20 protein-coding genes are annotated in these 25837 nt (G+C 67.4%); 7 read left to right on the top strand and 13 right to left on the bottom strand.

Annotated elements, in window-relative coordinates:
* Positions 1-93 precede the first annotated feature (93 nt).
* Positions 94-1122 carry a LacI family DNA-binding transcriptional regulator gene (locus tag U1701_RS11755; protein ID WP_332782755.1) on the top strand — a complete coding sequence of 343 codons (1029 nt, stop codon included), beginning with the start codon at positions 94-96 and terminating at the stop codon, positions 1120-1122.
* On the opposite strand, the gene U1701_RS11750 is transcribed toward U1701_RS11755, so the two are convergent.
* Positions 1119-1790: a DUF6445 family protein gene (locus U1701_RS11750; RefSeq protein WP_332782754.1), complete on the bottom strand. Its 672-nt coding sequence runs from the start codon at positions 1788-1790 to the stop codon at positions 1119-1121. The two genes, U1701_RS11755 and U1701_RS11750, sit on opposite strands and share 4 nt — an antisense overlap.
* Before the next feature lie 259 nt (positions 1791-2049).
* Between U1701_RS11750 and U1701_RS11745 the strand changes: the two genes are divergently transcribed.
* The 3 genes from U1701_RS11745 to ctrA all read left to right on the top strand — a co-directional run bounded on the left by U1701_RS11745 (position 2050) and on the right by ctrA (position 6167).
* Complete coding sequence (locus U1701_RS11745) at positions 2050-3540, top strand: MFS transporter (RefSeq protein ID WP_332782753.1); 1491 nt, start codon at positions 2050-2052, stop codon at positions 3538-3540.
* A gap of 106 nt (positions 3541-3646) precedes the next feature.
* Positions 3647-5164, top strand: coding sequence for a L,D-transpeptidase family protein (locus U1701_RS11740; protein ID WP_332782752.1), 1518 nt, complete (start codon positions 3647-3649; stop codon positions 5162-5164).
* Between the two features lie 301 nt (positions 5165-5465).
* A complete protein-coding gene (gene ctrA, locus U1701_RS11735) occupies positions 5466-6167 on the top strand; it encodes a response regulator transcription factor CtrA (RefSeq protein ID WP_332782751.1) in 702 nt (233 codons plus the stop codon).
* Between the two features lie 61 nt (positions 6168-6228).
* Here ctrA and U1701_RS11730 read toward each other — a convergent pair whose 3' ends face one another.
* From U1701_RS11730 to U1701_RS11715, 4 genes are all read right to left on the bottom strand, one after another.
* Positions 6229-7044 carry a transglutaminase family protein gene (locus tag U1701_RS11730; RefSeq protein ID WP_332782750.1) on the bottom strand — a complete coding sequence of 272 codons (816 nt, stop codon included), beginning with the start codon at positions 7042-7044 and terminating at the stop codon, positions 6229-6231.
* The gene (locus U1701_RS11725) at positions 7044-7979 is read right to left on the bottom strand and encodes an alpha-E domain-containing protein (protein ID WP_332782749.1); all 936 of its coding nucleotides are present in this window, start codon (positions 7977-7979) and stop codon (positions 7044-7046) included. Before U1701_RS11725 ends, U1701_RS11730 begins: the two co-directional genes overlap by 1 nt.
* Positions 7979-9484: a circularly permuted type 2 ATP-grasp protein gene (locus tag U1701_RS11720; RefSeq protein WP_332783046.1), complete on the bottom strand. Its 1506-nt coding sequence runs from the start codon at positions 9482-9484 to the stop codon at positions 7979-7981. Before U1701_RS11720 ends, U1701_RS11725 begins: the two co-directional genes overlap by 1 nt.
* Positions 9485-9687: 203 nt before the next feature.
* On the bottom strand, positions 9688-11688 hold the full coding sequence (locus U1701_RS11715; RefSeq protein ID WP_332782748.1) for a protein-disulfide reductase DsbD family protein: 2001 nt from the start codon (positions 11686-11688) through the stop codon (positions 9688-9690).
* Between the two features lie 68 nt (positions 11689-11756).
* Between U1701_RS11715 and U1701_RS11710 the strand changes: the two genes are divergently transcribed.
* The 3 genes from U1701_RS11710 (at position 11757) to U1701_RS11700 (ending at position 15009) form a co-directional block, all read left to right on the top strand.
* Positions 11757-13394: an alkaline phosphatase family protein gene (locus U1701_RS11710; RefSeq protein ID WP_332782747.1), complete on the top strand. Its 1638-nt coding sequence runs from the start codon at positions 11757-11759 to the stop codon at positions 13392-13394.
* Between the two features lie 184 nt (positions 13395-13578).
* Positions 13579-14004, top strand: a complete 426-nt coding sequence (locus tag U1701_RS11705) for a fasciclin domain-containing protein (protein ID WP_332782746.1) — start codon at positions 13579-13581, stop codon at positions 14002-14004.
* Between the two features lie 69 nt (positions 14005-14073).
* Complete coding sequence (locus tag U1701_RS11700) at positions 14074-15009, top strand: NAD(P)/FAD-dependent oxidoreductase (RefSeq protein ID WP_332782745.1); 936 nt, start codon at positions 14074-14076, stop codon at positions 15007-15009.
* A 317-nt stretch (positions 15010-15326) separates the two neighbouring features.
* Here U1701_RS11700 and U1701_RS11695 read toward each other — a convergent pair whose 3' ends face one another.
* The 8 genes from U1701_RS11695 to U1701_RS18735 all read right to left on the bottom strand — a co-directional run.
* Positions 15327-16565 (bottom strand): histidine-type phosphatase, encoded by a 1239-nt coding sequence (locus U1701_RS11695; RefSeq protein WP_332782744.1) that lies wholly within the window; start codon positions 16563-16565, stop codon positions 15327-15329.
* Positions 16562-17650 (bottom strand): Ca2+-dependent phosphoinositide-specific phospholipase C, encoded by a 1089-nt coding sequence (locus U1701_RS11690; protein ID WP_332782743.1) that lies wholly within the window; start codon positions 17648-17650, stop codon positions 16562-16564. The genes U1701_RS11695 and U1701_RS11690 overlap by 4 nt, the downstream gene beginning before the upstream one ends.
* 2 nt (positions 17651-17652) lie before the next feature.
* Positions 17653-20322, bottom strand: coding sequence for a TonB-dependent receptor (locus U1701_RS11685; RefSeq protein WP_332782742.1), 2670 nt, complete (start codon positions 20320-20322; stop codon positions 17653-17655).
* Positions 20323-20469: 147 nt separating this feature from the next.
* Positions 20470-21543 carry an ABC transporter permease gene (locus U1701_RS11680; protein WP_332782741.1) on the bottom strand — a complete coding sequence of 358 codons (1074 nt, stop codon included), beginning with the start codon at positions 21541-21543 and terminating at the stop codon, positions 20470-20472.
* On the bottom strand, positions 21543-22679 hold the full coding sequence (locus U1701_RS11675; protein WP_332782740.1) for an ABC transporter permease: 1137 nt from the start codon (positions 22677-22679) through the stop codon (positions 21543-21545). Before U1701_RS11675 ends, U1701_RS11680 begins: the two co-directional genes overlap by 1 nt.
* Positions 22676-23677 (bottom strand): HlyD family secretion protein, encoded by a 1002-nt coding sequence (locus U1701_RS11670; RefSeq protein ID WP_332782739.1) that lies wholly within the window; start codon positions 23675-23677, stop codon positions 22676-22678. Before U1701_RS11670 ends, U1701_RS11675 begins: the two co-directional genes overlap by 4 nt.
* Complete coding sequence (locus U1701_RS11665) at positions 23674-25155, bottom strand: TolC family protein (RefSeq protein WP_332782738.1); 1482 nt, start codon at positions 25153-25155, stop codon at positions 23674-23676. The genes U1701_RS11670 and U1701_RS11665 overlap by 4 nt, the downstream gene beginning before the upstream one ends.
* A 368-nt stretch (positions 25156-25523) precedes the next feature.
* The coding region (locus U1701_RS18735) for a hypothetical protein (protein ID WP_443026042.1) at positions 25524-25837 on the bottom strand (314 nt) is incomplete at its 5' end.

The following is a 25837-nucleotide window of genomic DNA, read 5'->3' as shown; positions in this document are numbered from 1 at the left end:
AAAGTAACTAGCATACGTATTCACCACAGATGGTTTGCCGCGGATCAGACTCATCGGTCAGTGCTCGCGGATGCCCGGCACGCGATCCCGACCATGAATAGGCGACCGACTTCGTTCGACATCGCGCAGCTGGCGGGCGTGTCGCAGCCGACCGTGTCGCGTGCGCTGCGCGGGGTGAAGTCGGTCAACGCGCAGACCCGCCAGCGGATCGAGGCGATCGCGCGGACGCTGAACTATGCGGTCGACAAGAACGCGTCGTCGCTGCGCAGCCAGGCCACGCACACGCTGGCGCTGCTGTTCTTCGAGGAACCAGCGGAGGACGATTCGACGATCAACCCGTTCTTCCTGTCGATGCTGGGATCGATCACCCATGCCTGCGCGCGCGCCGGCTACGATTTGCTGATCTCGTTCCAGCAGCTGTCGGGCGATTGGCATGTCGATTACCAGGACAGCCACAAGGCGGACGGCATCATCCTGCTCGGCTATGGCGATTACGAAGCCTATCGCGCGCGGCTCGACCATCTGACCGAGCAGGGCACGCATGTCGTGCGCTGGGGCGCGGTCGGCACCGGGCCCGCGGGGATCACGGTCGGATCGGACAATCGCGGCGGCGGCGAACAGGCGACCACGCATCTGATCGCGCAAGGCAGACGACGGATCGCGTTCATCGGGACCGCCGATGGGCGGTATCCCGAGCTGGAGGACCGGTATCGCGGCTATTGCGACGCGCTGACCGCGGCGGCGATTACGCCCGATCCGCAACTGCAGGTCGACGCGATCACCAGCGAGGAGGCGGGGCAGCAGGCGGTCGCCGAACTCGCGGCCCGCGGCGCGCGCTACGACGCGATCTTCGCGGCGAGCGACAGCATTGCGATCGGCGCGATGCGCGCGCTGGCGGCGATCGGGCGGTCGGTGCCCGGCGACGTCGCGATCGTCGGCTTCGACGACGTCCCCTCGGCGCAGCTGACCAATCCGCCGCTGTCGACCGTCACGCAAGATACCCGCAACGCCGGCGAGACTCTCGTCCGCACGCTGCTGGCACAACTGCGTGGCGAACCCGTCGACGCCGCACCGCTGCCCACACGGCTGGTGGTGCGCGCGAGCAGCGGGGGCCCGACCTAGTCGTCGAACAGGAACAGGTTCAGCGTGAGGCGGCCCACCATCGGATCGGCGCTCAACATCACTTCGGACGGCAGATGGGCGCAGTGCAGCGTGTTCCCGGCATAGACGAGCGCGCGGTTGAACCGTCCCGGCTGAACCGCGATTTGTTCGTACAGCGGCGTATCGCCTGAAATATACGATGCCGCGGGCATGCCGTGCGTCTGCACGCCGTGGTCCAGCGCGGCCTTGAACGTGTCCAGCCGCGTCGCATCGACGCTCTCATACCCCGTTTCACGCTGGCGGTAGAAGGCGGTGCCGCCCTGCTCGCCCTCGCCCAGGAACAGCAGCACCGCGATCCGGCGCGGTTCGACGCCGTCGAAATGCGGCAGCCGCTGGATCGGTGCCAAATCGGCGGGCGCGGTGGTGACCAGCGAATAATAGGCCTCCGACACCGAAGGCGCCGGATCCAGTCCGAAATGCTCGGCGAGCAGCGGTGCTAGCCTGCGCCGCATCGTCTCGGCCAGCCGGGTCGGCACGGCGGCGCGCACGCCGGGATAATGCGGACCGATCGCGCCCATCTTCAGGCTCGCGGCGTCCTCGCACAGCGCGTCCGGATCGCTCCAGAACTCGTCGATGACGATCAGGGGACGCCGCTCGTTGCCTTGGTAATGGATGACGGGGTCGCGCATGCCGGTCTCATGGGCCGCAACGGGCGCGCTTCGCAAGAGTCACGTGCCGCAGCCCAAACCCGCAGCCCCAAGCCGTCATCCGAGCGAAGGCTGGGATCTCCTGCCGCAGGCGCGCCGGCTTACCGCACGAGACCCCTGCCTTCGTCGGGGTGACCGAAGACGGCATTGTATTCGTATGCATCCTTGATCCGACGGCGGCTTGGCGGCACGCACGCAGACAGGATCGCCGCAGCGACAGGCGACCGCAGGAGAGACGCGTTTGACCGAGAAACCAGTCCAGGGCTTTGCCGGCCTGTGGAACATCAGCTTCGGCTTCCTCGGCATCCAGATCGGCTTCGCGCTGCAGAATGCGAATATGAGCCGGATCTTCCAGACGCTCGGCGGGTCGCTCGACGACCTGTCCTATCTGTGGATCGCGGCGCCGCTCACCGGGCTGCTCGTCCAGCCGATCATCGGTCATTACAGCGACCGGACCTGGAGCCGCTTCGGCCGTCGCCGGCCCTATTTCTTTGCAGGCGCGGTGCTCGCTGCGCTCGCGTTGTTCGCGATGCCGGAGGCGCGGGTGCTATGGTTCGCCGCGGTCACGCTCTGGGTGCTCGACGCGTCGATCAACGTGTCGATGGAGCCGTTCCGCGCGTTCGTCGGCGACATGCTGCGCCGCGACCAGCATACCGCGGGCTATGCGCTGCAGACCGCGTTCATCGGCGCGGGCGCGGTGATCGGGTCGATTTTTCCGTATCTGCTGTCACAGGCGGGCGTCTCCGGCGATGCGCTGGCGGGGGTGCCCGATACGGTCCGCTACAGCTTCTGGTGCGGGGGCGCCGCGCTGCTGCTGGCGGTGCTGTGGACCGTCGGCAACGTCCGCGAATACAGCCCGGCGCAGATGGCCGCATTCGGCGAGCGCGAGCAGGATACGGCGCAGCCGGTCCGCGCGCTTGCGGCGCGCGGGTTTGGCAGCAGCCTGGGGTGGATCGCGGCGGGCGCGGCGGTCGTCGTCGCGGTGCCCGAACTCGGCCTGCAAAAGGAAGTGTATCTGCTCGGCGCGTTGCTGATCGCGTACGGCGCCGCGTGCATCGCCGCGATCGCGCTCGCGCGCGGCGGCAACCCGGACAATGCGCTGAGCATGATCGTCGGCGACTTCGCCGGCATGCCCGATGTGATGAAGCGCCTCGCGCTCGTCCAGTTCTTCAGCTGGTCGGCGCTGTTCATCATGTGGATCTACACCACGCCGGTGGTCGCGCAGTATATGTACGGCTCGAGCGAACCGACCAGCGCCGCCTATAATGCCGGCGGGGACTGGGTCGGCGTACTGTTCGCGACCTACAACGCGGTCGCCGCGATTGCCGCGCTGCTCGTCCTGCCGAGGCTCGCCGCACGCATCGGGAAAGTCCGCACGCATGTCGCCTGCCTGCTGTGCGGCGCGGCGGGGTTTGCGAGCTTCCTCGTCGTCCGCGATCCCCGCCTGCTGCTGGTCAGCGAGATCGGCGTCGGGATCGTCTGGGCCTCGATCCTCGCCATGCCCTACGCGATCCTCGCCTCCAGCCTGCCGCAGGCCAAGCTCGGCATCTATATGGGGCTTTTCAACGTCTTCATCGTCCTGCCGCAGTTGCTCGTCGCGACCGTGATGGGATCGGTGCTCAAGGCGTTTTTCCCGACCGCGCCGATCTGGACGATGGCGTTCGCGGCGATCGTCCTCGGGCTTGCCGCGATCGCGATGCTCCGCGTGCCGGAAACCGATCCGTACGCCTGACCGGCGGGGGCCGCGACGGCCGGCGGAGCCAAGCGGGACGATGATGCGTTGGCAGCGGATGATATCGAAGAGAGTACGGAGCGCCCTGCTCCTCTACGCCGCACCATTGTTGACCCTGTCGGCCGAAACGACCACCCATGCGCAGGACCTGGCACCTCCCGATAGCGCCGTCGCACCGGTCGTAGCGAGCGACGCAACCGCCGCCAACGCCACCGACGCCGCGGTAAAGGCGGTCTATTCCAAGGCCGGGAAGACGGCCGTATGGACGGCGGCGGATGCCGACGCGCTCAACCGCGCGCTGGCCGACCGCGCGCGACACGGTCTCGATCGAGTTGTTTTTCTGACGCCCCCGCCTGAGGGCGCGAGTGCAGGCGATCAGGACGTCGCGCTCACCCGCGCTGCACTTGGCTATGCCGGGGCGCTCGCGCACGGTCGGGTCGATCCTGGCACGCTCCACGACGTGTACACGCTGGACCGGCCGAAGACCGATGTCGCTGCCGGTCTGGTCGTCGCGCTGCAGAAAGGGACGCTATCGGCGTGGCTCGACTCGCTCGCGCCGCAAGATTCCGAATACCGGCAGCTGTCCGAATCCTACCTCCAGGTCAGCCAGCGCGCGGCGACCGCACCGCCTGTGCAAGCGATTCCCGCCGGTCTGATCAAGATCGGCAACCGCGATCCACGCGTCCGGGCCGTCCGGGATCAGCTGGCCGAGAGCGGCTATATGACCGGCGATGCGGGCTTGATTGGCGGTGACGCCGCGGGGGCGGTCGCCGCACCGATCTATACCGACGCACTGGCGGACGCCGTGAAGCGCCTGCAGACCGATTACGGCATCGCCGCGGACGGCGTGATCGGGCCCGATACGCTCCGAGTCCTCAACCTCGGCGCAGACGACCGCGCTCGCGCTCTGGCGGTCGCGCTCGAACGCCGGCGCTGGCTGGCGCGCACGACCCCGGCGACGCGTATCGACGTCAACACCGCGGCGTCGGAGCTGCGCTACTACCGCGACGGCGTGCTGGTCGACCGGCGCAAGGTGATCGTCGGCGAACCGGGTCACGAGACTCCGTCCTTGGCATCGCCGATCTATCGGCTGGTTGCCAACCCCACCTGGACCATCCCGAAATCGATCCAGAACGGCGAAATGGCCAATGTCGACGACGCCTATCTCGAGGCGCACGACATGGTCATGCGCGACGGGTGGATCGTCCAGCAACCGGGACCGAGCAACGCGCTCGGCATGGTGAAATTCGACATGGCGAACAACCAGGCGATCTATCTGCACGACACCTCCGCCCCGGCGCTGTTCGATCGAAGCCAGCGCCACCTCAGCCACGGCTGCGTCCGCGTCGACGACGCGCTCGGGTTCGCGCAGATGCTCGCCGACGACGAAGGCGTCTCCGAGCAATGGCAGCAGGCGCAGGCGTCGGGCGAGATGACGTTCGTCCCGCTGCCGAAGCGCATCCCGGTGCGGATGCTGTACCACAACGTCTTCGTCGATGACGGCGGCACGGTCGCCTATCGCACCGATCCCTATGGCTGGAACGCCCCGGTCGCCGGGCAGCTTGGGTTCGGCGCCGCCGCCGCGAAGCGAGCCGCGGCACCGGCCATCGATATCGGGCCTTGAGCCACGGCTATCGGCGCGGAGGCGGGGCGCGGCGCGCTTAGCGGGAAAGGCTAACGTCTCGGCGCGGCCGCCGCTGCCGATTCGGGTATCGGGGGCCCCGCGGGTAACGCTTCTACGTCCCGGAAGCGTGCCTACCGCGTTCTGCACTTCGCTGAAATTTTTAAACTTTTAACCGTTGCCTTGATTCGCCCCGCCGCGCTTAAATGCAAATTAACCTTTTGCCTTCAGATGTTCTTTGGTTAATGGGTTGAGGTCGCACCATGGGCAACGGTCCCGCGGTGTCGCGAACAGGGGACGATGCATGCGGGTGCTGCTGATCGAGGACGAGCCGACCACCGCCAAGGCGATCGAGCTGATGCTCACGACCGAGGGGTTCAACGTCTACATCACCGATCTGGGCGAGGAAGGCCTCGATCTCGGCAAGCTGTACGACTACGATATCATCCTGCTCGATCTCAACCTGCCCGACATGCACGGCTACGACGTTTTGAAGCGCTTGCGCGTCGCGCGCGTCTCGACCCCGGTGCTGATCCTGTCGGGCGTCAACGAGATGGACAGCAAGGTGCGCTCGTTCGGCTTTGGCGCCGACGACTATGTGACCAAGCCGTTCCACCGCGAAGAGCTGGTCGCGCGCATCCACGCCGTTGTCCGCCGTTCGAAGGGCCACAGCCAGTCGGTCATCCGCACCGGCAAGCTCGCGGTCAACCTCGACGCCAAGACGGTCGAAGTCGATGGCAGCCGCGTCCATCTGACCGGCAAGGAATATGCGATGCTCGAGCTGCTGTCGCTGCGCAAGGGCACCACGCTGACCAAGGAAATGTTCCTCAACCACCTCTATGGCGGGATGGACGAGCCCGAGCTGAAGATCATCGACGTCTTCATCTGCAAGCTGCGCAAGAAGCTGAGCCTCGCGTGTGACGGCGAGAATTACATCGAGACCGTCTGGGGCCGCGGCTATGTGCTGCGCGAACCCGACGAGGTGCAGGCCGCCCAGGTCGCCTGACCGGTACCGGCATGTCCGGGCGAAAGGCCGCGGCACCGGGGGGCGCCGCGGCCTTTTTGTGTCAGCCGTCGTCCGCCTGGACCACCACCACGTCGACATCGAGTTCCTCGGCGCCGTCGCCCAGCCGCGATCCCGCGATCGGGGCTGCGCTCGCCGCGTCCAGCCCGATCGCGACGCGGACATAATGTTCCTCGGGCGACAGCCCCGAACAGGGGTCGAAACCGACCCAGCCAAGCCCGTCGACATGCGCCTCCGCCCAGCCATGCGGTGTCGGACGGTGCTCGCCATTGCGGTCGGTATGCAGATAGCCCGAGACGTAGCGCGCCGGCGACCCGAGCGCGCGCGCGGCCACCGCAAACATCTGCGCCATATCGCGCGGGGTCGCGGTGTCGAGCCGGAACGCAGCCGCCGCGGTCCGCCCCGGTTCGGGACGCCGCGAGTCGAACGTGAACCGCGCGTGCAAGGCCGCGTTGAGCCGGTGCAGCGCGCCGACCCGGCTCTGCGCGCCGACCACCGCATCGGTGGCGAAGGCGGCGATCGCAGCATCATGCGGGGTCACATCGGTCGCGCGCAGGAACAGTGCCGGCGGCAGCGGTTCGTGCACGCCGTGGAGCACACCGTCCGAATGGCTGGTCAAAACCTCGCCGTGCACGGTGATCGCGATGCTTTCGACAGGCCCGTCGGCGTAGAGCATCGTCACGACATTGCCAAACCCGTCGCGCCCGGTGCGCAGCCGCGCGTCGCAATCGACATCGATCCGCCACGACGCGACGGTCTGGTCGTGCGAATTCTCGGGCGTCAGCCGCAGCATCTGCACCAACCGCGCCTGCGGCACCGCGAAGCGGTAGACGGTGCGGTGATTGATCGACAGCCGCATCAGAGGAACTTGAACTGGCGGCCGATCGCCGCGTGGAGAAGCCCGTTCTCGTGGATGAAGGCTTGCAGATACTGGTGCAGCCCCGACGCTATCACCTCGCCCGATCGCGTCTTGGCCAGCCGCGCTGCGCGCATCCGCGCCATCCGGTCCGCCTCGCCGTGATGGCCGGTGCGCTTGGCAAGCAGGTTCAACACGTCCACCGTCTCCTCAACCGACGCCGCCAGGCTGCGCGGCAGTTCGGGCCGGGCGATCAGCAGGTCGATCACGTCCGCCGGCCGCAGCCCCTCGGTATAGAGCCACCGATAGGCGGTCACCGCGGACACCGTCTGCAGGATCGTCGTCCACTGGTCGCGATCGATCGCGCCGCCGACCTGCTGCCCTTCGGGAAGCAGGATATGGTATTTGACGTCCAGCAATCGCGCAGTGTTGTCCGCGCGCTCGACCGCCTGCCCCAGCCGGATGAACCAGGTCGTCTGGTTGCGCAGCATGCGGTGCACCGCGCCCTCGAACCCGCGCGTCTCGTTCTTGACCGCCTCGACCAGGTTGAGCGTCTCGGTCGCGCCACGCGGGCTGGCACGGTTCTCGAACAACAGCCAAGCGCGGTTGATCGTCGTCCACGCCTCGCGGGTCAGCGCGGTCCGCACCGCCTTGGCGTTGTTGCGCGCCATGTCGAGGCAGCGGGCGATCGACCCGGGGTGCCGCGCGTCGAGCGTCAGGAACCGCACGACCTGCGCCTGATCGAGCTCGCCGCCGCGATCGGCAAAGGCGGTATCGGTCTCGGTCACCGTGAGCGCAGACAGCCACGCCGCCTCGCCCGCCGGTTGCGACGACAGCACGTCGAGCCGCACGGTCGCTTCGACCAGCCGAGCGATGAAATCCGCGCGCTCGAAATAACGACCCAGCCAGTACAGCGACGATGCTGTGCGCGAGAGCATCAACCGACGTCTCCCAGCGACTGCGTCATTCCACCCATGGTCTGGGTCATCCCGCCACGTGTGGTGCGTTGGGTCTGGTCGGCCATCAGCACGAAACTGTCCTTGGTCCCGCCGCCCTGGCTCGAATTGACCACCAGCGAGCCCTCCTTCAGCGCAACGCGGGTCAGCCCGCCGGGGACGACCTGGACCCCTTTCGCCCCGGATAGCACGAACGGCCGAAAATCGACGTGTCGTGGGCTCAGCCCGCCATCCGCCATCGTCGGCACCGTCGACAGCGCCAGCGTCGGCTGCGCGATGTAGCGCTGCGGCTCGGCGACCAGCGCAGCGCGGAACGTCTCGATTTCCGCCTTGGACGCAGTCGGCCCGACCAGCATGCCGTAACCGCCCGACCCGTCGACCAGCTTCACCACCAGCTCGTCGAGGTGCTCAAGGACATATTTCAGCGACTGCGGCTCGCGGCAGCGCCACGTCTCGACGTTGGGCAGCTTGCAGTCGCCGCCCGAGTAGAATTTCACGATGTCAGGCATGTAACTGTAGATCGCCTTGTCGTCGGCGATGCCATTGCCCGGCGCGTTGAGGATCGCGACATTGCCCGCGGCGTAGGCGGCGATCAGCCCCGGCACGCCGAGCGCGCTGTCCGGGCGAAACACCAACGGATCGAGATAATCGTCGTCGATCCGGCGATAGATCACATCGACGCGCACGCGCCCGGCGATCGTCCGCATCCAGACGATATCGTCGTCGACCACCAGATCGGCCGCCTCGACCAACTCGATCCCCATCGAATCGGCGAGGAAGCTGTGCTCGTAATAGGCCGAATTGTAATGCCCGGGCGTCAGCAGCACGCAGGTCGGGTTGGATCCCGTGCCGTGCGGCGCGACCGACTTCATGGTCTCGAGCAGCAGATCGGGATAGCTATCGACCGCGGCGACGCGGAACTGGCGAAACAGTTCGGGGCACAGCCGCAGCATCGCCTCGCGATTTTCGAGCATGTAGCTGACGCCCGACGGCGTGCGCGCATTGTCCTCCAGCACGAAGAAATCGTCGGGCCCGGTGCGTACCAGATCAATCCCGCAGATGTGCGCCCACACACCGTGGGGGGGCCGCATCCCGGCGATCTCGGGCCGGAACTGCGCGTTGCCGAGCACCAGATCCTCTGGGAGGATGCCCTCCTTCAGAATCCGCCGCTCGCCATAGATATCGTCAAGGAACGCGTTGATCGCCTCGACGCGCTGCACCAACCCCTCGGACAGTCGCTTCCATTCGTCGTGCAGGAACACGCGCGGTACGATGTCGAACGGAATGATGCGCTCGGCGGCTTCTTCCTCGCCGTACACCGCGAAGGTGATGCCCAGCTGGCGAAAGGTGGTTTCAGCCGCCTCCTGCCGCCGCCGCAATTCCGCGTCGGGGGTGTCGTGGATCCACCTGCAAAGCGCCACCAGTTCGGAACGGGCGGTTTCCGCGCCCGGTTTACCCATGATTTCATCGAACGCTTGTGTCACCATCGAAACGATAAAGTCTCCGGTCATGGTTAAGGTTCCATGCTGCACTGCGGAGGGGTGCGGCACAAGGGGGGCACGTACATCGAAAGGCGTCCTGCAGCATTCCGTCACCCCAGCGCAGGCTGGGGTCTCCCGCGGCTATGCGCCACGCCAGCCTCACGAGATCCCAGCCTGCGCGGAGATGACGGGATTTCGGCAGGTCCGGATTACGCCCCCAGCCCCGCCAGCAACCCAGGCGTCAGCACCTGAGGCAAGACCGTCGGCTCTGCCGCCCCCGGCGCATAATAGAGGTACAACGGCACCCCCGCACGGTTATGCGCCTGGATGAACCGCCCCATCACCGGATCGCCATCGGTCCAGTCGCCCACCAGTACCGCAACCCTGTTCTTCGCGAACGCGTCGCGCACGCCGGCGGTCTCGATCGCCGCTTTCTCGTTCACCTTGCACGTCAGGCACCAGTCGGCGGTGAAGTACACGAACACCGGCCGCTTCTCGCCACGCAGCGACGCGAGCTTCGCCTCGCTGAACGCCTCGTCCCCCGCCGTCGCAGTCTTGGACTCGGCCGGTGCGCGCGCGATCAGCACACCGCTTCCGACGAACACCAAGGCCAACGCCGCCAGCGCGCCCCAGCCGAACGCCTTGCCCTTGTGTTGTCTTAGCCCGCCGATCCACAGCACCACCCCGATCGCCAGCACCGCAACCAGCGCCAGCGTCAGCGCCTCCACGCCCGCCTGCTGCCCCAGCACCCAGCCGAGCGCGATCGCGGTCAGGAACATCGGCACCGACAGCACGCGGCGGAACGTCTCCATCCACGCCCCGGGCTTGGGCAGGAACCGCCGCAACGCCGGCACGAACCCGATCGCCAGGAACGGCAGCGCAAGGCCAATCCCCAGCCCCGCGAACACCGCCAACGCCGCAGGCCACGGCAGTACCAGTGCCGCGCCCAACGCCGCGCCCATGAACGGCCCGGTGCACGGCGTTGCGATGAACGCCGCCAGCGCGCCGGTCGCAAAGGCGCCACTCGCGCCGCTTTCGCCCGCGAACCGCGGCGTCGGCACCTCGAACAACCCGCTCAGATTGAACGCGATCGCGACGCTCAGCAGCAGCAGCACGACGATCGCCGCGGGATGCTGCAGCTGGAACGCCCAGCCGACCGCCGACCCGCCCGCCCGCAAGCCGAGAATCGCCGCACCAAGCCCCAGGCACACCAGCACCACGCCCGCGGTATAGGCGAGCGCCTCGCCGCGCGCCTCCTTCTCGCTGGCGCCACCACGCGCGAGGCTCAGCGCCTTCAGGCTGAGGATCGGGAACACGCACGGCATGATGTTGAGGATCAGTCCGCCGAGCACGGCGCCCGCGAACGCGACCAGCGCGGTGATCCAGACGCTCTCGGTCGGCGCCGCCTGGGACAACACCCCGGGCGCGGCCTTGACCGACAGCCCGAGACCGTCGCCGATCCGCAGTACGCCCTCGATCGGCCCGCTCGGCTTGCCCTTGGTCGCGATCGTCAGCGTGTCGCCGGTCCGCGTCACGGTCTGCGGCGCAGCATAGTCGATCGCGCCGACCGTGACCGGAAAGAAGAACGCATCCTTGACCTCGGCGCTCGCCGGGATCGGCACCGCGATCCGTAGGCCGTCGCCGCTGACCGCATAGGTCGCCTGCGCATCGAGCGGCTTGGGGATCGCGCGACGCCAGCCTGCGAATGCATCCGCGGCGGCAGGCGCCCCGTCGCCGACGACCAGATCGAGCGACAACGCCTGTTCCTCGGGAACGCAGATCGTCGCCGAGCAGACCAGATACGACGTCTTCAACCGGATCGGCAGTTTCGTCCCGGCTGCCAGCCCCGCGGGCACCTGGACCGTCACGAGCGGTGCATAGGGCGCTTCATAGACATAGTTCATCAACCCCGCGATCAGCAGAGTCGTCGGCACCGGCCATTCGGGCTCGCCCGCGGTCATCCCTTTGGGCAGCGTCCAATCGAACGTTGCCGGAAACCCCGCATCGCCAGGCACGCGCCAATAGCCGTGCCAGCCCTTTTCCGGCGTCGTCGCGATTGCCAGCGTCAGCGGCGCCCCCGCTTTGGGCGTCGCGCTCTCGGCCACCAGCCGCATCGACAGATGCTGGCTCGACCCGTTGAGCGACTCCGCGAACGCCGGCGCGCAGAGCGCGAGCAGCACCGTCATCAATACGCAACGAAGCGTGCGCATGGCCATTCTTGTTTCGATCATCGCCGCCAGCCATAGCGGCCGCGTTGCCCCCGCTTCAAGGACTGCCCGTGAAAGCATTTATTGCCGCCGCCCTCTTCGCGACCGCTGCGCCCCTCGCCGCCCAGACTGCCCCGGCTCCCGCGCCGGCGGCACCGGCAAAGTCCGCGCCGAAGCTGATCGTGGCGATCTCGGTCGACCAGTTCTCCGCCGACCTGTTCCAGCAATATCGCCAGCATTACACCGGCGGCATCGCGCGGCTGCTCAACGGCGTGGTGTTCCCCAACGGCTATCAGGCGCACGCCGCGACCGAGACCTGCCCGGGGCATTCGACGATCCTCACCGGCATGCGTCCCGCCCACACCGGCATCGTCGCCAACAACTGGGTCGACCAGACCGTCGGTCTCGAGGACAAGATCATCTATTGCGCGGAGGACGAGAGCGTCCCCGGCAGCACGCATGAAAGCTACACCGTCACCGACAAGCATCTGAAGGTGCCGACGCTCGGCGAGATGATGAAGAATGCCGATCCGCGCACCCGCGTCGTCTCGGTCGCGGGCAAGGATCGCGCCGCGGTGATGATGGGCGGCCACAAGGTCGACGAGATCTGGTGGTGGGACGGCAAGACTTATGCGAGCTATGCCGGTCGCGCGGTGCCCCCGGTGGTCCAGCGCACCCGCGACGCGGTCACCGCGATGCTCGCGCAACCCCAGGCGGCGCTGCCCCTGCCCGGCTGGTGCAAGGCGCTCGACCGACCGATCGCGGTCGCGGGCAAGGTCTACGGCCAAGGCCGCTTCGAACGCGCCGCAGGCGATCTGAAGGGCTTCCGCGCCTCTCCTGCCAGCGACGCCGCGGTGTTCGCGATGGCCGCCGGCCTCGTCCAGGACATGAAGCTCGGCCAGGGTCCGCAGACCGACATCATTGCGGTGGGTGCATCTGCGACCGACTATATCGGTCACAGCCTGGGCACACAGGGCACCGAGATGTGCATCCAGATGGACGAGCTCGACCGCACCATCGGTGGGTTCCTCGACGTGCTCGATTCGACCGGCGTCGATTACGAGGTGGTGCTGACCGCCGACCACGGCGCGCACGACATGACCGAACGCCAGCAGCAGCGCGCAATGCCGATGGAGGAGCATATCGCCCCGACCGCGCAGACCAAGCAGGTCGCCGCCGCAATCGCCGCCGACCTGAAACTGAAGGGCCCGGTGCTGCTCTCGGCCGAAGGCGACATCTATGTCGACCGCGACCTGCCCGCCCCGATGCGCGCGAAGGTGCTTGCCGAAGCGACGCGCCGCTACGCCGCGATGCCGCAGGTCGCCGCCGCCTTCCCGCGCAACCAGATCGCCGCGCAGGCGATGCCGACGAGCCCACCCGAAACCTGGACGCTGCTGGAGCGCGCACGCGCATCGTTCGACCCGGCGCGCTCGGGCGACCTGCTGATCCTGCTCAAGCCGCGCGTCACGACGATCGAGAACCCCGGAATCGGCTATGTCGAGACGCACGGCAGCCCGTGGGACTATGACCGCCGCGTGCCGATCCTGTTCTGGCGCAAGGGCATGGCAGGCTTCGAACAGCCGCTATCGGTCGAAACCGTCGACATTGCGCCGACGCTGGCGGCGACGATCGGACTGCCGGTGAAGGGGCTCGACGGACGATGCCTCGACCTGGACGGTGGCGCCGGGACGACCTGTCCGGCGCGCTGACGAACGGACTTGCGCGCCGTGGCGCCAATCCAAAGGGTTGGGAGGCAAAGTCGAGAGGTCCCAAAGCCCGTATTGGGAACGCGCTCTAACGGTGTCAGATCGTCGCCACCGGCCCTGTCCGATCGCCATCCCGCGTGGATGGTGGCTCGCACGGTCCGGGTCGCAGAATTTAGAGGACACCCCAATGACCGATTCCGTACACGATATCGTCGACACCGCGGTTGCCGCGGGCAGCTTCTCGACCCTCGTCGCCGCCGTGACTGCGGCAGGCCTCGTCGACACGCTCAAGGGCGAAGGTCCCTTCACCGTCTTCGCACCGACGGACGCCGCGTTCGCCGCGCTCCCCGCCGGCACGGTAGAGACGCTCGTAAAGCCCGAGAATAAGGATCAGCTGACCGCAATCCTGCTGCTCCACGTTCTGCCCGCCAAGGTCATGGCGGCGGACGTTGCCGGACAGGTGCTCGATCCCGCGACCGCCGGCGGCGCAACCGTTCATGTCGACGGTACCGACGGCGTGACCGTCGACAGCGCCAAGGTGGTGACTGCGGACATCGCTTGCACCAACGGCGTGATCCACGTGATCGACGCCGTTCTTCTGCCCAAGACCTGAGCGGATGGCCGGCGGCGATCGGGGAAGCGACCGTCGCCGGTTCGCTCAGGATTGTGCAAGAGAATGCGAATGAAGATCGCGATCATCGGAGCGGGGATTGCCGGCCTGTCCTGCGCCGAGGCCTTGCAGCGCCAGGGGCACGACATCGCGATGTTCGACAAGGGCCGCGGTGCGGGAGGACGGATGGCAACGCGTCGCGCGGAAACCCCGATCGGCGAGGTCGCGTTCGATCACGGCGCGCAATATTTCACGGCGCGCGATCCCGCTTTTGCCGCGGCGGTGCGAGAATGGGAAGTCGCAGACGTCGTCGCGCCCTGGCCTAGCGCCGGCGAGGCTGCCTGGGTCGGGACGCCGGGCATGAGTTCGGTCGTCGGCACGATGGCGCAGTCCCTGCCCGTACGCTGGAATGCACCGGTCCACGCCATCCGCCGGGTCGGGCCATGCTGGGTGGTCGATCCGGTGTCCGATACGCTGTTCGATGCCGTCGTCGTCGCGACCCCGGCCGAACAGGCCGCGCCGCTGCTGATCGCACACGATCCGGCGATGGCGGCGATGGCGCAGGCCTGTCCCTCCGCACCGTGCTGGACGGCGATGCTAGCGTTCGACCAGCGCCTTCCGCTTGCCGCAGACGTGGTGCGCGACGCCGGCATTTTGAGCTGGGCAGCGCGCAACAACGTCAAGCCCGGCCGCGGCGAGGTCGAGGCGTGGGTCCTCCAAGCAACGCCCGATTGGTCGCGCGAACATCTTGAGGACGATAGCGATGCGGTGGTCGCCACGTTGCTGTCGGCACTCGGCCGGGTGGCGGGCGCCGCGTTACCCGACCCGATCGTGCGCATCGGCCACCGCTGGCGCTACGCGCGCGCCACCGCCACGCGGCACGGCGCGTTGTGGAACGGGAAGACCCGGATTGGCGCGGTCGGAGACTGGCTTCTCGCGCCCAGGGTCGAAAGCGCGTGGCGCTCGGGCCGAATGCTGGCGGAACGGATCGGCGCGCAGACTATATAGGCTGCAGGCTCCCACTAAGCTGCGTTCTTGCTCTGGCGCAAGGGCATCGAGGGCTTTGAACAACCGCTATCGGTCGAAACCTTAGATATCGCGCCGAAGAGCAAAAGCTGCGGTCTATCGGCGACAACTGCGCGCGAGCAGACTGGAATCTTCGCGGCAGCGTAGACCATCGGTGGACATTCGCTAGCGATTGCCCTGCCCAGTTCCGGCTAGCCGTTCATCTTATAAGAGTTTCGTCGGAAGCATGCGTGGCACCGAAATGCCCTGGACTGATTTTTGTTCTGTGGCGTTCGGCGGCATTGGTTCTGCAATGAGCGTCATTTGACGATCTGTAACGCCGCGAGCCGTAACGTGAGCAGTCGGGAAAATGTCGCCGCAGGACACAAGTAGCCCGCGCAACCAGGGATCTGCAACGCCGTGAGCGAGACCGCTTGTCCGAGCGTGCGCAGCGTTTCCGGCGACTGTGTGCGGTAGGATACCCGCACGAAGCGAACGCCCGTGCGTGTGTCACGCACGCGTTCGAGGAGCAGCGCGCCGCCGGGTGGGACGTCGTTGGTCGCATAGCCCGGCGCCTTCAGATCGACGCGGAGTGCTGCGGCGAGCGCGGTGACGTTGGTGTCATGCCCCATGAAGACCGTCAGCCGCGGCCCTTTGGATGAGAGGGCCGACAGCACCTCCCGGCCGAGGACAGCGGCCTGGTGCGCGGCCATGTACGACGGATGCGTGTAGACGGCGAACAGCGCGGCGTGGAGCGCGCCGAGTTGCTTCAACGTTGCTGGATCGGTCCGGCCCCAGCCAACATTCGCGCGCGGCAGACCTTCGACCTCTTCCAGCAAAAGGACCTGTGCGATGCCGGAGGCGGATCGGATCGGCCCGGCGAGGACAAGGTCGTGGCCGTCGGAACTGGCGCGGATCGAGGGTGCCTGCGCGGGCAAACATTCCCGGGGAGGCTGACTGCAGTCGAGCACCTGATCGAGCCGGGCGAGCGCGGTCGCGTGGCGTCGTACGAGTGCCGCCATACCCCCTGTTTCACGATTGATCGAAACGATCGCGGCCGCCGGATCGAACGCCGTTACCCGTGCTCGCAGCGGTTCGAAGATCGGGTCCGCGGTGCCGACCGGGCGATGCTCGATCGCGAGCGAGCAGCCCGGCGCGAAGCCCGCCGCATAGGCCTCGCCGCTGGCGATCGTCCGGTCCGAACTGTTGGATCGGATCCGGACTTCTCGCGCCGCACATCCGTCCGCCTTCATCAGCCCACGCGCCGCAAGCATCTGTCGATCGTAGGCGGCAACCTGTTCGAGCGCTCGCGCGCCATGCGGCGTGATCCGGCTCGGCGCCACTGGCCAGGTCGGCCAGGGTGCACCGGTGCGCGTTCCCGCCGGCACCTCGCCATCGAGCGGTGCGCGGATGCCGTGACGCATCACCAGTACCGCCCGCTCGACGACCAGGGTCTGCTTAGGCGCAGCAACCGCGATGGACCCGACCAGAACCCAGGCAGCGCCTAAGATGCCGGCAAGCGCGACGCGTCCCGATCGGGACTCGCCCCCCGCCCTCATGGCTGCAAGCTGCATCCGCCGGCAACGCGCACCGGGCTGCAGCGTGCCATCACCTTGCCCGGCAGCGTCACCGCGAAGCCGGTGTGAAGCGGATCGGGTGCACCCGGATAATAGTCCGTGCTGACCGCCTGCGCGCCGCTCGCCATCGCCGCGGCGGCCTTGGTGTAATCATGCCGGCGCGCCTCGTCGGTGTTCGCGTCGGTCCGCGTGCGCACGATCACCCCCTCGCGCACCCAGCGCCGGATACGTTCGCCGTCGACCAGCGGATCCTGCACGATCTGGATCGCCGATTCGGGCTGATCGTCGGGATACCAGCCGAACATCGCGCGTCCGGCGAGCGAGGGATGACCGTCCCGGTACGCATCGGACACCGGCTTGCGCACGTCGAACAGGATGAAGATGCGCCCGCGTGCGGCCCCAAGCGTCGGCCAGCCCTGGCGATGGACCGCGTCGCGCAGGCTCGGCGCCGTGCCGCGCACCTCGTCCGGGGTAATCAGCCGGCGCCCCGGCAACACCGACCGGATCTCGCCGTCGAGCGAATCCAGCAGCGCCCGGTCGTCGAGCGGTATCGGTGTGCTGATCCCCGGCCGGTCGGACGGCGTGTCGGCGGCGTTGAGCGTGATCATGATCGGCAGATGCCGGGGATGCGCCCGCGACCAGCGATCCACTTCACCCAGGCATCGCACCAGCGTTACACAGGTGCTGATGTAATCGACATCGGGGATGTGAAAAACCTTGAAGCCGGGCTTCAGCATCCCCGCACGATCGAACCGCGTGGTTTCGCCGGCGGCCTTCGCCCACGCCTCCCCCTTGGGCGACGCATAGCGCCCGCCCGTCGGATCGGCGAAGATGTCGATCTCGATCTGGCGCACGCCGCGATCGAGCTGCTGCGTCAGCGGCAGGTGATAATAGTCCAGCCCTTCCGCCAGCTTGGGCCCGGCAGCACGGATCCTGGCCATCACCGCGGCCGGGATGCGCGCCTTGAAGCTGTTGTGCGATCCGACCACCTGGATGTCGTTCATCGCACGCTGCGCCGTCGCGCCGGTCGACAGCAACGCGGCGGCGGCGAGGAACAGGGCCTTCATCGTCAGAACTCCGCCCGCACGCCGAACAGGATCGTGCGACCGTAATTGTTGATCTCGCCGAACTGCAGTTCCTTCTCGTTGTAGCTGTAGCTGTTGGCGTTCGCGATGTTGATCGCCTCGACGCTGAAGGTCAGCTGGTCGGTCGCCCGGACCGAGACGTTGCCGTCCAGCGATCCGAACGCCGCGACATAGGTCGTCGCCTGGGTCGTGCTGCCGGTGCCCGCCAGATACTTGTCGCGCCAGGTGTACGAAATCCGTGCCGCGAGCGGACCCTTGTCGTAGAAGCCGACCACGTTGAAGCTGTTCTTGGACAACCCGATCAGCTGGTCCTTGATCGGCCGCGCGCCGGCGGTGTAGTTCGCCTGGACCGAGGTGTGGGTGTAGGATGCCTGGACGCCGAGCCCGTCGAACGGGGCCGGCAGGAACGTAAACACCTGGTTGTACGCCGCCTCGGCACCATAGACCTTGGCCTTGCCCCCGTTTACCTGCGTGCTGAGCAATACCGTGCCGCGGCCCGGTATCTCGATGTTGATGTTCTGTGCGGTGATGTAATCGTCCAGCGCCTTGTAGAACAGCGCGCCCGTGAGCGATCCGGAACGGTTGAAATACCATTCGAGCGACCCGTCATACTGCGTTGCGAGGAACGGCTGCAACGCCGGGTTGCCGCCGCTCGCGGTTGCCTGGTCGGTCGAGACGCTGATCTGCGGCGCGCTCTGCGTCACGTTCGGCCGGGTCAGCACCCGGCTTGCCGCCAGGCGCCCGACCAGGTCATGTGTCAGTTCGGCGCGCAGGTTGAAGCTCGGCAACCAGTTGCTGAACGTCTGCGGGAAGCTGGCAGGTGTGGGGACGCTGCCCGTCGTCAGCGTGCCGCTCGCGACCTGGTCGGTGTGGACGTAGCGGACGCCGAGATTGCCGGTGACCGCGACGCTGCCGACGGGGAAGGCATAGTCTGCACGGATATAGCCGCCCGCGGTCTTCTCGGTCACGACATAGGACGCGCGCAGATCTCCCGCCGCCAGCGGGCTGTTGGCAATCGCGTCGGTGAACAGCTTGTCGTAGAAGACGCTGGTGATCGGGACGATCCAGGTGCGCGGATAATTGCCGCCGACGCCCGACAGGAAATCGTCGAACGGAATCTGTTCGAAACCGTTGGGCGCGAAGCTGTTCAGCGCCGTCCCGGCGGCGGGACTGACGGTGAAATCGCGCCGGCGGTAATCGCGCTTGCGCCAGTGATATTCGCCGCCGGCAGCCAGCTTCGTGATTAGGCCGCCCATCTCGTGATCGACGTCGAGCCGGCCGTACCTGTCCCAATCCCGGCTGTTCTTGGGCGCGATATTGAAGGGATAGAGCGTGTAATTGGCCGGGTTGAGCACGTTGACCGGGGTCGTGATCGTCGGTGCCACCTTGTACCCGCCGGATGTGTCATAGCTCAGCGGCGCGAAGAACTGGATGCGGCTACGGACCGTGCCCTCGGCATAGCTCGGGTGATAGCTGTGCGCGTACGACCAGTTGGCGTTGGCGACGACGTTCCACCCCTCGGGTGTCCAGGCCTGTTTCAGGCCCACGGTGATCAGGTCGTGGCGGTTGAGGCTGTATTCGCGCGTGCCCATGAAGCGCACGTCGTTGATTGTCGCGGCGACGACGGTGCTGCCGTCGAGCTTGACCGAGCCGGGCACCAGAACCGGCTTGTGGCCGGCGACGCTGCTGTCGTCGGGATAAATGTCGAGCCCATATTCGTCATACGCGATGTCGAGACGGGTCGCGAGCACGTCCAGCGTCGTTTCGAACTCGGAGCTCGGCTTCCACTGCGCCGAGATCATCCCCGACAGGCGCTTGCGATCCTCGGTTTCGACGGTCGGCCGGGTGCGGCCCGGCGTGTAGAAGCCGGTACCGAGCGCCGACACGAACTTATCGAGATACCAGCCGGTGTTGTAGGCCCGGTCGTTGCGGACCTCCTTGCCCCAATATTGCGCGGCGGCGAGGATGCCAAAGGTGCCGTCGTCGGTCTTGGCGCTGGTCAGCACGGTGGCGTTCGGCTTCACCTTGTCGGTCAGTGTCGTATAAGTGCCGCGCAGGTTGAGCGTCGTCTTGGTACCCACGTCGAGCGGGCGGAACGTCTTCACGTCGATGTTGCCGCCCAGCGCGCCCTCGGTCATGTCCGGGGTCGGCGTCTTGACCACGTCGATCTGCGACACGAACTCGGCCGGCAGCATCTCGAAGCGGAACTGGCGTCCGTTGGCGCCGCCATTCTCGATCAGGTCGTTGATCGCGACCGGGCGACCGTTCAGCAGCGTGCTCAGAAACTGCGGACCCAGACCGCGGACGCTGACATAGAGTCCCTCGCCGCGCGGACGGGTAATCGTCACGCCGGGGACGAGCTGCAGCGCCTCGGCGACGTTCTGGGCGGGAAACTTGCCGATGTCGGTCGCGTTGATCGCGTCCACGCCGTACGCGGCCTGCCGCTTGGTTTCGGTCGCCGCGGCGAGGCTGCGCGCATAGGTGCCGGTCACGACGATTTCATCCCCGGTCTTGGCGTCCGTATCGGCGGCGGATGCCTGCTCGCCCGTGTTGGACGGACTACCATTGACCTGCGCGCTAGCCGGCGAAGCGGTACCCAGCGCGGCGAGCGTGAGCGGCAGCGTCGCCAAAAGCAGGCGCGAATAGTGCAACATGTCGTGTTCTCCCCCCGGACCGTCCGGTCCGACCGAGCGGGGCTCTAGAGAGCGCATGTTGCGCTTTGGCGGCCTGGGCGTTTCGCGAAAGTGACGGTTACATGTCAGAAATATTGCGACGGATATCGTCACAAACTGCCGTGGTGTTCACCGCAAACGGTAGCGCGCCACCGATCCGAACACTGCCAGTTGTACGAACAGAATCGCGAGCGCACCGCGGATTTCGCCCAGCGATGCGCCCATCTGGTTGAGCGGTACGAAGATGTGCGTCGCCGGGGTGACTGGGATCATCCACGCGATCGCCTGGACCCAGCCGGGCATCGCGACCAGCGGCCACGCGAACCCCGACAGGAACACGAACGGAATCGAGGTCGGGATAAGCAGTTTCAGCGCATCGTCGCCGCTTCGCACGAAGCTGCCGACCATCAGCGCGAGCGCGGACACGGTCGCGGCGAACAACGGCACGGTCAGCAGCAGCGCGGGGATGTTGCCGCCGTGCGGAATGTCCTGGAGCCAGTAGATCAGGCCGAAGTAGAACAGCGCGCTGAGCGTGCCGATCGTCGCACACGCGGCCCATACGCCGAGAAACGTTCCGCGCTGCCACCGGCCCGTGCGGCGCCGCTCGGCGATCAGACGCGCCACCGCGAACAGCAGCGTCTGCTGCAGGATAATGTTCGCGACAGCAGGGAAGATATAGTCGCGATAGCCCTCGGTCGTGTTGAACAGCGGGCGGGTGACGACCGGTGTGACCGGGAAGGCTGTGGATCCCGCGAGACCCGATAGCCGCCTCTCGAGCGTCGCACCGATCGCCGTGCCGACCGTCTTTCCGACCGCCTCCGCGCGGAGCAGGTAGGCGCCGTTGAGCCAAACGGCGATGCCGGCGCCGGGCCGCCCCTCAATCAACGACGCGCCGAGATCGTGCGGAATCAACAGGATGCCCTCCGCCCGCCGGTTGCGGACGAGCGCGCGGGCCGCGGCCATGTCCGAAACGTCGGCGGCGATCTCTACCTCGTGCGCCGCGTCGAGGTTGCGGACGATGGCGCGCGACACGGCGCTTCGATCGGCGTCGACCACAGCGATCGGCAGACGCTCGACGACCTGGTGCGCATAGGGCGCGGGATAATAGAAGGCGTAGAACAGTACCGAGACCACTGCGACCGCGACCAGATCGCGCGTCCTGAGAATTTCGAGAAGCGCGCCTTCGAAGGCTTGGCGGAACATCATGCCGATCTGCGCGCCTGCCGGCGCAGCAACAGCGTCGCTCCGCCCCCCGCGACCAGTGCGGCCAGCACCAGGATCGCCGCCTGCCTCGCCCAGATACCGATGTCCACGCCGATCGTCTGATCCATCTCGAGCGTGACGTAATGGGTAAGCGGCAGGATCGCGCTCCAGATCCGCGCGACCGCGACGCCGCCGGTGATCGGCAGCGACGCACCCGAATAGGCGAGCGCGGACCCGGCATAGATCACACTCGCCGACAGGCTGGTGGCGACCTCGCCGGTCAGAGTGACGAGCAACGTCGCGATCGCCGCGGTCGCGATGAAGAGCAACAGGGCGCCGAGCGCGACGAGACCGATTGCGCCGGCAAAGGCGAACCCCTGCCCCAGGGTCAGCCACAGCAGCCACAGGCATAGCCAGAGCGTACCGATCGCGACATGCGGCGCCAGTCGCCCCGCCGCGGCCATCGCCGGTGTGCCGACCCGTGCGGCCCAGGGGCCCATCGACCCGGCGACCAGCTCGCGCCCCAGCGATGCGGCGCACGTCACGGCGATCAGCAGGTGGAGGATCGCCGGACCGATCAGCAGGCCGAGATACCATTCGAGGCTGGCGGACGGATTGCCGAGCAGAGTCACCTGCACACCCGGCAACGGCACCCTGAGTAACGCGATACCCGCGAGGCCGGCGTTCGCGGGCGCCTGTCGCACCAAATCCGCGGTGATCGTCGCCTGGAGGAGCGCAGAGGTCAGCGCACCGGTCGACAGGAAGGCGGTCTGGTAGAATATCTCGATCGTGCGCGGGGTCGCCGCGGTGCGGGCGCCGCCGAGACCCGAGGGCAGCACGACCACCGCAACGGCCCGCTCGCGGCGGATCGCCGAAAATCCCTCCGACAGGCTTGACACGTCATCGACGATGGTCAGCGCATCGACCGCGCCGATCGCGCGGACGATCGACCGCGACGCGGCGCTGCGATCCTGATCGACGATCACCACGCCCAGACCGCGCGGCGAGCCCGGCGACAGCATCCCTCCCATCACGACGAGGCACACCAGCGGCACCAACGTCAGCAGCGCGAGGTCGAATCGGTCGCGCCAGAGATGCGCGAGTTCCGCGGCCAGCGCCTGCCTAAAAGCGCTCATCGCGCCCAGTCGAACAGCACGCTCATCCCCGGGCGCAGATCCGCGACGCGCTCGGCGGGGCGCAGCTGGACACCGAACGCACGGACATCGTAGCCGCTCGACTGGCGCGTCGCCCGCACCGTGGCGAACGCGGCTTCGGGCGCGATATGCGTGATGCGGAACCGGACATCGCGGTTGAGCGCCGGGACATGCCCGACCAGGATCCCGCCCGGGCGGATGCCCGCATACTGGCTTTCGCGCACGGTTATCTCGACGCGCGGATGGTCGATGTCGAGGATCTGATAGGCGGGCAGCACCGGGCTGACGATCTCGCCCGGCTGGAGCAATTTGCGCGAGACCTCGCCGTCGATCGGCGACACCAGCCGGGTCTCGGTCATCAGCGATCGCGCGGTCGACAGCCCTGCCTGCGCGATCCGGACCTGCGCCGCCGCCGCCTGCTTGTCCTCCCGGCGCGGTCCAGTGAGCGCCTTTTCATATTGCAGCCGCGCGGCCTCGGCCGACAGGCGGCTGCTGTCGCGCGCGGCATGCGCCTCGTCGCGCCGCTGGGCGGCGATGACCCCCTCGGCATAGAGCGTGTCGGCGCGGCGGCTCGACGTCGCGGCAAGAACCGCCGCCGCCTGCGCCGACTGCCAGATCGCGCGGAGCGAGCCGACATCCTCGCTGCGCGCCCCCGCCTGCGCCACCGCATCGAGCGCCCGTGCGGTGTCGAGCGCACCCTGCGCCTGACGTTCGGCATTGCCGAGTTCCGGGCTCGACAGCGTCGCGAGCACCTGCCCCGCCTTCACCCGCGCGCCCTCGTCGACAAGCAGTCGGTCGACCCGCGCCAGCGCCTTGGTCGCGACATTGACGCTGTCCGCCTCGACCATGCCCTGGACCTGCTCGGGCCCCGGACGGCTGGCAAGCCACAGCCCGATCCCGACGATGGCCCCCACCACGATCAGGCCGACATAGAGCAGCACGCGCGCACGGCGGGTCGGCGGGGCGGTAGGATCGCTCATCGGTCGGTTCCGTAGGTCAGGCGCTGGTCGGCTTGGGCGAGGTGCGTGCCGAACGCGTCGAGCCGGCTGGACGAGGCGAGCAGTCCGGCCAGCGCAAGGTCATATTCATAGGCGACGGCGATACGTTGGGCCTCGGCGGTATCGAGTGCGGCCTGCGCGGCGATCATCGGAGTCGCGGTCCCCTCGCCTTCGCGAAACGCCACCGCCTGGACGCGGACATTCTCGCGCGCCGCGATCAGGCTGCTGTCGAGCAGGACGAACGAGCGGCGCGCGCCCTCGACGAGATTGTACGCGCGGATCGTCGCGCTGGTGGCGATCCTGCGGGCTTCGGCGGCGGTATCCGCAGCAGCGGCGGCCTGCGCGCGCGCCGCATCTTCGGTGCGCCGACGGTCGATGTTCGAGAGGATGGTGTAGCGAACCCCGACGCCCGCGATCCAGTCCGGCTCGATCGGCAACGCGTTCGAGCGGTTGAGATTGTATTCGCCGAACGCATAAGCCTGCGGCAGGCGGCGCGACCGGGCGAGCGCAACGCCGGCGTCGGCGATCTGTCGCCCGGCATCGGCGGTCCGGGCCTCCGGTGCCGTGCCTTCGCTGCCGAGATAGGTTTCGACCGGCGCAAGCGGACGGGTCTGCACGAACAACGCGGTCGTCGGCACGACCGTGCCGTCGATCTCGAGCAGCCGGGCGAGTTCGTCGCGCGCGGTCGCGCTGGATAGGTCGGCGCGCTGATAGGTGCGCTCGGCAGTGTCGCGCGCGACCTGCACCTCCAGCGTCCGGGCATGCGGAATCACCCCCGCGACCTCCAGCTTGCGTGAATCGGACAGAATCCTGTCGAGCGCATTGCGGCTGCGGCGGGCCGCCTCGAGCAGCCCGGCGGCGGCCTGTTGCCCGAAATAGGCGCGGATCAGGTTGATCCGCGCCAGATCGATCACCTGCGCGCGGCGTCCCTCCGCCATCGCGACGCTGCCTTGCGCAGCGCGCTGGATCGCCGGGATCGCCCCGCCCGTGTAGATCGGCATCGCCGCCTGCACGGTCGGCCGGAACACCTCGTCGCGAAAGCGATAGCTGAGCTGGTCGGGGATCGCATCGAACAGCCCCGGCAGCGCCTGCGACAGCCGTCCTGTGATCTCGCTGGCGATCTGCTGATACGCCGGCGGCACGCTACCGGGAAAGGAGGCCAGGAAATCCTGGGTATTCCCCAGGGCGTCGCCCTTCGCGCCCGCGAGGTCGACCGACAGCGTCTTTTCGTAGACGAGATACTGCGCCGACGCGGTAACGATCGGCCGGTGCAGCGTCCGCAGCGCGTCTGCACCCGCCTTCGCCGCATCGACACCATGATCGGCGGCACTGAGCGCGCGCGACGTCCGGTCGAGCCGCATCTGCGCTGCATCGAAGCTGAGCGCCGTCTGCGCGTTGGCCACCGACGGGAAGGACACCGTCAGCGCGACCGCCATCGCCCAGTGCCGCTTTCTCCCCACTCGCGTCGCCCCCGTCATCCCAGCTTCGCATCGCCTTAGCAGCGCATCTCGCGCGAAGCGACGGACAAGCCGGGCAAATCGTTTGTCGATTCCCGGTTCGCCGCGGTTACAGTTGTCGCCGCCCTACCCCGCCGACGGTCGCCTATCCCAGGATATGTTCTGAAGCGAAGAGCTGGGAGACGAACGCTCGCGGCACTCGCAGAGCAATACGTCCGCCCCCTCCCCGTCATTCTTCTGCTTTAGGTTGAGAGGACCACGCGATCGGCGAGCGTATGATCGGCAGGCGACCGGACCCGTGCCGGACATCCAGCACGGTCTGAGCCCGTCTCCGGAAACCGATCAGGCCGTATTAGAGAGACCAGCCCCCATCAACGGAGATCGCCGCTCCTGTCACCACAGGCAATCTGTGCGCAGTTCAAATTCTGCTTGGCCATGTGAAAATCGAAGGTACCGTCCGCTACCGCGGCGTGGATGTTGAAGACGCTTTCGTGCTGGCCGAACACACCGAGGTCTGAGACGACCCATAGTCGGTCATTCACGACCCGTGTGCTGCCTGCCGAAACCAGCCGTCGTCTAATAGCGGGCTTGGCAAGCGCATTTTGGTGTGTGGATGTCGTCTGCCGGGGCATGGTCGTCTTCGCGGTCGGCATGGGCCGCCGCATCATGGGGCTTCGCGGGTCGA

The sequence above is a fragment of the Sphingomonas rhamnosi genome, assembly GCF_036663615.1.
Taxonomy (GTDB): Bacteria; Pseudomonadota; Alphaproteobacteria; order Sphingomonadales; family Sphingomonadaceae; genus Sphingomonas.
The sequence above is the reverse complement of the archived record's forward strand: the minus strand, read 5'-3'. Positions and strand labels throughout refer to the sequence as shown.